The organism is Protofrankia sp. Cr1, assembly GCF_963555865.1.
Taxonomy (GTDB): domain Bacteria; phylum Actinomycetota; class Actinomycetes; order Frankiales; family Frankiaceae; genus Protofrankia.
On the sequence record NZ_CAUVXO010000215.1, the window covers coordinates 1 to 5945 of the forward strand.

Consider the following 5945-nt stretch of genomic DNA (forward strand, 5'->3'; position numbering starts at 1 on the left):
CCTTTTCTTGTCCGCTTTTCTGCTAGCTTCGCTAACCAACCATCAACAGGGTGATCTGGTTCATCGTGGCGCAAGGGGGTGGCTGGGTGCCAGTGGATACCGAGCGTCGCGGACGGATCCTCATCGTCACGATGCGCCGCGAGGCCAAGCGCAACGCCATCGACCGCGAGATGGCCTTCGGCATCGACGCGGCCCTCAACGAGCTCGACGACGATCCCGACCTCTGGGCCGGGGTGATCACCGGAACGAGTGCGGTGTTCTCCGCCGGCACCGACCTCGTCGACGGCCGGGACGCCGTCACCGAACGAGGCGGTGAATACGGGATCATCCGCCGGCGCCGGACCACACCGCTGATCGCCGCGGTCGAGGGCTGGGCCTTGGGGGGTGGTTTCGAGATCGCGCTGGCCTGCGACCTGATCGTCGCGGCACGCACGGCCCAGTTCGGGCTGCCTGAGGTCATCCGCGGGCTGGTCGCCTCCAGCGGCGCGCTGTTTCGGGCACCGCGTGCGCTGCCGCTGCACGTCGCCAAGGAATTGCTGCTCACCGGGCGGCCGCTCGATCCGGAGCGGGCGTATGCGCTCGGGCTCGTCAACATGGTGACCGAACCGGGCGAGGCGCTCACCGAAGCCGTGCGCCTGGCGACGACCATCTGCGCCAACGGGCCAGTCGCCGTTCGGGCGAGCCTCGCCGCGGTCAACCGGCTGGTCGCGGCCGACGATGACGAGGGCTGGCAGGCGACAGCCGACGCGGTCGCCACGGTCGTCGCCTCCGAGGACAGTCAGGAGGGCATCCGCGCCTTCCTGGACAAACGTTCGCCAGAGTGGACGGGCCGGTAGGCGGCGCTCAGAGCATTCCGGCACCGATCGTTGCCGCACCGATCGTTGCCGCACCGGGATCCCGGCGCGGTCGTCAACGTGCACGACACGCGCCGGGCCGCCAGCTGGCTGGTCGGGTGTGGGGATGGTCAGATGTAGCGCCCGCCGCCGACTTCCAGCACCGTCCCGGTCATGTAGCTTGACAGTTCGCTGGCCAGGAAGAGCGCGGCGCCGGCCACCTCGGCGGGTTCGCCCACCCGGCCCATCGGGATCTCGGCCACCTTCGAGTCCCAGACGTCGCGCGGCATCGCCTCGGTCATGGCGGTCCGGATCAGGCCGGGCTGGATGGCGTTGACCCGGACCCCGCCGCGGGCCAGCTCCTTTGCGGCGGCCTTGGTGAGCCCGACCATGCCGGCCTTGGCCGCGCTGTAGTTGGTCTGGCCGAAGTTGCCGACCTTCCCGGAGATCGACGACATGTTGATGATCGAGCCGGCGCCTTGTGCCTTCATGGCCAGGCCGGCCGCCTTGGTGCCGAGCCACGCCCCGAAGAGGTGGATGTCGATCACGAGCCGGAAGTCGTCGGCGGACATGTTCTTCATGCTGGCGTCGCGGGTGACGCCGGCGTTGTTGACCATGATGTCGATCCGGCCGTATTCCTGCTGGCAGGCCTCGACGAGCGCCTGGACGTCGTCCTCCTTGGTGACGTCCGTGCGTACGGCGATCGCGGCCCCGAGCTCCTTCGCCGCTTCGGTGGCCTTTTCGATGTTGATGTCGGCCAGCACCACCCTGGCGCCGTTGGCGACGAAGAGCTGGGCGATGGCGAGCCCCAGGCCCTGCGCGCCACCGGTGATGACAGCAGCCTTGTCCTCGAGTAGTCCCACGGGTGCTCCCTTCCCCACGCGTGCATGCGCGCCGGCGGCGCGCACATCGTCGGCTCGGCCGCAGAACAGGCGAGTCCGTGTCACGAGTCCTTGTCACGAGTCCTTGTCAGCAGTAATACCGCGTCCGCCCCTCCGCGGGCGCGTGATCGCGGCCTGCACGGATGACCGACGCCGATCATCCGGCAGTTCAGCGGCGCTCTGTGTCCGGAAAGCGTGGGCATGGGCCACGGGCGGTAGGTGGTTTCGGTCGTGGGGGCAACCATTTTTACCTACGGTCTGGTGTGTGTCCGGCTAGGCCGTCGGTGGTTTCGGCCGTGGGGGTAGCCGTTTCTACCTACGGCAATTGGCTCCGGATGTCCCTCGGTTGGCTCCGGACGTCTATTGCCAGGCGGCGAGGACGTCGCCCGGTCCCCAGACGAGATCCACCTTGGTGAGGTCCATACCCGGGTTGGTGCCGGAGAGGGACACGACGGCGAATCCCGTGCCGCCGAGCGTGAAGCCGGGCACCGCGACCGCGCTCCGCATGAGTTCCGCGAGGTCGTGGTCGTCGAACGGGGTTCCCAACCACTTGACCGATCCGACGACGTACAGGCGCTGCGCCACGGGTGACCGGTCGGCTCCGACCAGGTCCACCTCCGGGTCGAACTGGCGGTTCCACCAACCGCCAACTGTTTCAACATCGGGCCAGGGGGACGCGCCGGACGCCGACGCGAGTTCCAGCGATTCGCGGACCAGCGGCTCGACCGCCCTGCCCCGCCACGCCGGCCAGCGACGTTGCACGAGCCGGAAGGCCGATTCGGGTCGTCCGCGGCGTGCCTGTTCCTGAGCGCGCCGTAGCGCGGCGAGGTAAAAGCGCAGGTTGCTGTCTGCGATCCGGTAGAGCGCAGGCTTACCGGGGCGGGTCGACAGCGGTTCGTCGACGGCGAGTACCCGCTTCTCCCCGACCAGTCGGCGTAGCAGCGGCGACAGCGATCCCGACGGCAGAGCACCCTCCCGGTTGCCGGCGGATGCGGCGATGTTGGCCTGGGTGCGGTCTCCGCTGCCGATCGCCTCGAGGACGCGTCGTGCCTGATCGGGTGCGGAAAACTCGGCCAGCAGCGTCGATTCCGGCACGCTGAACAGGGGCGAGGCCGGATCGGCGCATTCCTGTTCGACAAAGAGCAGCGGCGGAGTTCCGGGTGGCCAGTTCCGCAGGATGCCTGGCAGTCCGCCGGAGACGAGATGAGCGTCGATCGCGTCGGCCGGGCCCAGCCCGAGGGCGTGTCCGGTCTCCGCCGGGTTGAGGGGGCCGAGGATGAGGTTGTCGGCTCGTCCGAAGAACGGACGGTCGTAGGCGGTGAGCCGTTCCATCATGTGAATGTCGCTGCCGAGCAGCAGCAGGAGGACGGGGCGCCCGGCGAGTAGTCGGTCCCAGGCCGTCTGCAGCGCGCCGTCGAACAGACCGTCCTGCTCGGCGAGCCAGGGAAGTTCGTCGAGGACGACGACGGCCGGGGAATCCGGTAGGACCGCGGCGAGGACACGGAAGGCGTCCGGCCACCTTCCCGCGGATTCTGCCGGTACGAGGTCACGATCGATCGGCAGGAACGAGTCCCTGAGGTCCAGGAAGAAGGCGGCCACCGATTCGACGGGCGAGGCACCCTTGGTCGCGGTGAAGAAGAGGTAGGGGACACCGGCCTGATCGCAGAACTCCTGCACAAGGCGTGACTTTCCCACCTGGCGGCGGCCGCGGATGGCGACCGCGCTCCCGCGACGGGATGCTACGACCTGGTCCAGACGCTTGCGCAGGAGGCCAAGTTCGGTTGCTCTTCCAACGAAACCTCGCGACACGGGGGTATCCCATCTATGTAGATGGCATCTACATAGAGGCATGCTACCGGCGATCAGTAGAGGATCTGGTTGGCTGGGCAGGTGTCGCGACGGGTTCCGTGTGTTGGGGCGATCATCATGGACGCGGCTGGCGCGCTGCTGCTCGTCCAGCGGGCGCGGGATCCCGGCCGCGGCCTGTGGTCGCTGCCGGGCGGGCGGGTCGAGGCGGGGGAGAGCGACACCGCCGCGCTCGTCCGGGAGATCCGCGAGGAGACCGGCCTGGAGGTGACGGTCGGACGGCTGGTCGGGCGGGTGACGCGCCCGGGGCCGGGCGGTCCGGGGTCCGGCGGGGTGGTCTACGACATCGCCGACTACGTCTGCCATGTCATCGGCGGGGAGCTACAGGCCGGGGATGACGCGGCGGACGTGCGTTGGTGCGCCGATCTGGGCGCGATGGCGCTCACCGAAGGTCTGCTCGACGCACTCGTCGCCTGGGGTATCGTCGCGGCCCCAGGCGGCTGATCGGGCGGGAGTTAGGTCAACAAGCGCGGATCAACAAGCGCGGGTCGGGCGGCCTCAGCTACCGCTGGGCACGGGACGGCCGGGCTGCTCCCCGCCGCGGGCATCGCCATAGGAACGCTTGGGCACCATCACCTTGCGGCGGTAGATGCAGACCAGGGTGCCCTCCTGGTTGTAGCCGCGGGTCTCGACCTGAACGATGCCCCGGTCGTCCTTGCTCCTGGACTCGATCTTGTCCAGCACCTCGGACTCGCCGTAGATCGTGTCGCCGTGGAACACGGGCTTGACGTGCTTGAGCGACTCGACTTCGAGGTTGGCGATCGCCTTGCCCGAAACGTCGGGCACGGACATGCCCAGCAGCAGCGAGTACACGTAGTTGCCGACGACCACGTTCCGCTTGAACTCGGTGGTCTGCTCGGCGTAGTTCGCGTCCAGATGCAGCGGATGGTGGTTCATGGTCAGCAGGCAGAACAGATGGTCGTCGTACTCGGTGATGGTCTTGCCTGGCCAGTGCTTGTAGACGGCACCGACCTCGAACTCCTCGTAGTAACGACCAAACTGCATGATGTAGCTCTCCTCGCTGCAGCGTGAGCTCCGTCATGGACGCGGCCATGCCTGGACCCGCACCTGGACACCTGGCACCTGAACCCGTTGCCGATCCTCCCAGGTCGGTCGCACATCCGCCGGATTTGCGACCAGGGGATGATCGTGTACCCGGCAGTGACCGGTCCGGCTTTTTCGGTCAGGATGGAGCAGGCGGCGGTCGGCGCCCATCCGGCCGATGACCGTGTAATGACTGTGGGATGGCTGTGTGATGACGACGCGATGACCGCGTCGCGGGACGTGAGGAGTTGGCGATGCAGCTGGGCGTACATGTGGTCCGGTTCACCTGGCCGGGCGGCACCGAGGCGATCGCGCCGGTCCTGGCGCGTGCCGCCCGGATCGCCGATGACGCGGGGGTGGCCCATCTCAGCGTGATGGACCACTACTTCCAGATGGAGGCGATGTTCCCCCCGGATGAACCGATGCTGGAGGGCTACACGACGCTGGGTTTCCTGGCTGCCCACACCGCCAGGCTGCGTCTGGGCCTCCTGGTCACCGGCACGACCTACCGGCATCCGGGACTGCTGGCGAAGATCGTGGCAACGCTGGACGTGCTCTCGGGCGGGCGGGCGGAACTCGGCATCGGCGCAGCCTGGTACGACCGCGAGCACCACGGTCTGGGCGTGCCGTTCCCGCCACTCGCCGAGCGGTTCGAGCGGCTCGAGGAGACGCTGCGGATCTGCCGGCAGATGTGGAGTGACGACAACGGCCCGTTTGACGGCCGGCACTACCAGCTCGCCGAGACGCTCTGCGTGCCCGCGCCGATCAGCCGGCCACGACTGCCGATCCTGATCGGTGGAGGCGGGGAGAAGAAGACGCTGCGTCTGGTCGCCACCTACGCGGATGCCTGCAACCTGTTCGCGCCCTCGGTGGATGCGGTCGCGCACAAACTCGACGTGCTCAAAGCTCACTGCGACGCGGTCGGCCGCGACTACGCCGAGATCACCAAGACGATTCTCCACGGCGGTGACGCCTTGACTCGCGGCGAGCCGAGCGCGTTCCTGGCTGACGCGGAGCAGTATGCGCGGATCGGCGTGGACACGGTCATCGTGGTGCCGCCCGGCGGCGAGCCGGCGGACGCCTGGATCGAGCGGGCCTGTGTGCCGGTGGTCAAGGACCTTGCCGACATCGGTACCGGCTCCTGATCGTGTTCCAGCTGTCAGCTGTCAGCTGTCAGCTGTCAGCTGTCAGCTGTCGTCGAGGTCGAGGTCGAGGCGCAGCTGCGGGCGGGTGGGATCCCGTAGGTCGGTTCCGGCGGCCAACCATCGCCGCTGGAGCTCGGCCGCCCCGTGTACCCGCTTGAACGCCGACTCGTTGGGGG

6 protein-coding genes are annotated in these 5945 nt (G+C 68.3%); 3 read left to right on the top strand and 3 right to left on the bottom strand.

Annotation, left to right across the window (positions count from 1 at the left end; all coding sequences use genetic code 11):
• The first annotated feature begins 86 nt into the window (after positions 1–86).
• The gene (locus U9980_RS16575) at positions 87–836 is read left to right on the top strand and encodes an enoyl-CoA hydratase-related protein (RefSeq protein ID WP_322768742.1); all 750 of its coding nucleotides are present in this window, start codon (positions 87–89) and stop codon (positions 834–836) included.
• A 128-nt stretch (positions 837–964) separates the two neighbouring features.
• Here the strand turns inward: U9980_RS16575 and fabG are convergent, their stop codons facing one another.
• Both fabG and U9980_RS16585 read right to left on the bottom strand, forming a co-directional pair.
• Entirely contained in the window at positions 965–1696 is a 732-nt protein-coding gene (fabG, locus tag U9980_RS16580; RefSeq protein WP_416210298.1) for a 3-oxoacyl-ACP reductase FabG, read from the bottom strand.
• A gap of 378 nt (positions 1697–2074) precedes the next feature.
• Positions 2075–3565: an ATP-binding protein gene (locus U9980_RS16585; RefSeq protein WP_416210296.1), complete on the bottom strand. Its 1491-nt coding sequence runs from the start codon at positions 3563–3565 to the stop codon at positions 2075–2077.
• Positions 3566–3592: 27 nt separating this feature from the next.
• On the opposite strand from U9980_RS16585, the gene U9980_RS16590 reads away from it, so the two are divergent.
• Complete coding sequence (locus tag U9980_RS16590; RefSeq protein ID WP_416210297.1) at positions 3593–4024, top strand: NUDIX hydrolase; 432 nt, start codon at positions 3593–3595, stop codon at positions 4022–4024.
• Positions 4025–4078: 54 nt separating this feature from the next.
• Here the strand turns inward: U9980_RS16590 and U9980_RS16595 are convergent, their stop codons facing one another.
• Complete coding sequence (locus U9980_RS16595) at positions 4079–4585, bottom strand: MaoC family dehydratase (protein WP_322768746.1); 507 nt, start codon at positions 4583–4585, stop codon at positions 4079–4081.
• A gap of 293 nt (positions 4586–4878) precedes the next feature.
• On the opposite strand from U9980_RS16595, the gene U9980_RS16600 reads away from it, so the two are divergent.
• Positions 4879–5769, top strand: coding sequence for an LLM class F420-dependent oxidoreductase (locus U9980_RS16600; protein ID WP_322768747.1), 891 nt, complete (start codon positions 4879–4881; stop codon positions 5767–5769).
• The last annotated feature ends 176 nt before the right edge of the window (positions 5770–5945 follow it).

What these genes read in the sequence shown, in the direction of transcription:
- U9980_RS16600 (WP_322768747.1), top strand. Translation starts at nt 4,879, where the DNA reads ATGCAGCTGGGCGTACATGTGGTCCGGTTCACCTGGCCGGGCGGCACC.
- U9980_RS16595 (WP_322768746.1), bottom strand. Translation starts at nt 4,585, where the DNA reads ATGCAGTTTGGTCGTTACTACGAGGAGTTCGAGGTCGGTGCCGTCTAC.
- U9980_RS16585 (WP_416210296.1), bottom strand. Translation starts at nt 3,565, where the DNA reads ATGCCTCTATGTAGATGCCATCTACATAGATGGGATACCCCCGTGTCG.